Annotated in this window: 1 protein-coding gene; it reads left to right on the forward strand. The window is 41.0% G+C overall.

Features of this window, described 5'->3' with window-relative positions; translation table 11 throughout:
* Positions 1-2: 2 nt before the first annotated feature.
* On the forward strand, positions 3-875 hold an 873-nt coding region (locus HC175_RS15430; protein ID WP_209310009.1), incomplete at its 3' end, for a DPP IV N-terminal domain-containing protein.

Genomic DNA, 875 nt, shown 5'->3' on the forward strand with positions numbered 1-875 from the left:
TTTTGGCCTTTTTTCTTTCGGCCACGACACTGCTTACTGCACAAAAAAAAGAAATAACACTTGAAGACATATGGGGAGGCACTTTTCGGCAGGAAAGGATGGAATCCCTTCGCTCTCTCAATAACGGGAAGGAATACGTGGTCCTTAATTTCGACAGGGAATCTGGCACTTCTTCCATAGATGTCTTCTCTTATGAAACAGGGAAAAAGACCCGCACTATATTAAACAGCGGAAACCTGGAAGGGATCCAATATTTTTCGGGCTACGAATTCAGCGATAATGAAAATAAACTCATCCTGGGAACAGAGATAGAGCCTATCTATCGTCACTCTACCCGCGGAATCTTCTATGTCTATGATCTCAGTTCAAAGGAACTTCAGAAAATTTCTGAAGACAAGATCAAAGAACCTACGCTTTCTCCCAACGGTGAAAAAGTAGCTTATGTCTTTGAAAATAACATTTATGTGAAGGATCTGGCTTCCGGAGAAGTTACTCAGGTGACCACAGATGGAGAATGGAACAAGGTCATTAATGGAGTTGCAGACTGGGTTTATGAAGAAGAATTCTCCTTTGTTCGCGCATTTCAATGGAATAAAGACAGTGATAAGATCGCATTTTTGAGATTTGATGAAACTGAAGTTCCCGAGTTTTCCATGGATGTATTCGGGCAGGATCTTTATCCTTCAAAAACGACTTTTAAATACCCAAAGGCAGGTGAAAAGAATTCTGATGTTTCCCTGCATATTTATGACCTTCAGAAAAAATCTGTTACAGATGTCGGTCTTGGAGATTATGAGGATTTTTACATTCCGCGAATCAAATGGACTAATGATGCCGATATCCTGAGTGCGCAGCTACTCAACCGCCACCAGAAT

The sequence above is a fragment of the Salinimicrobium oceani genome (assembly GCF_012037645.1).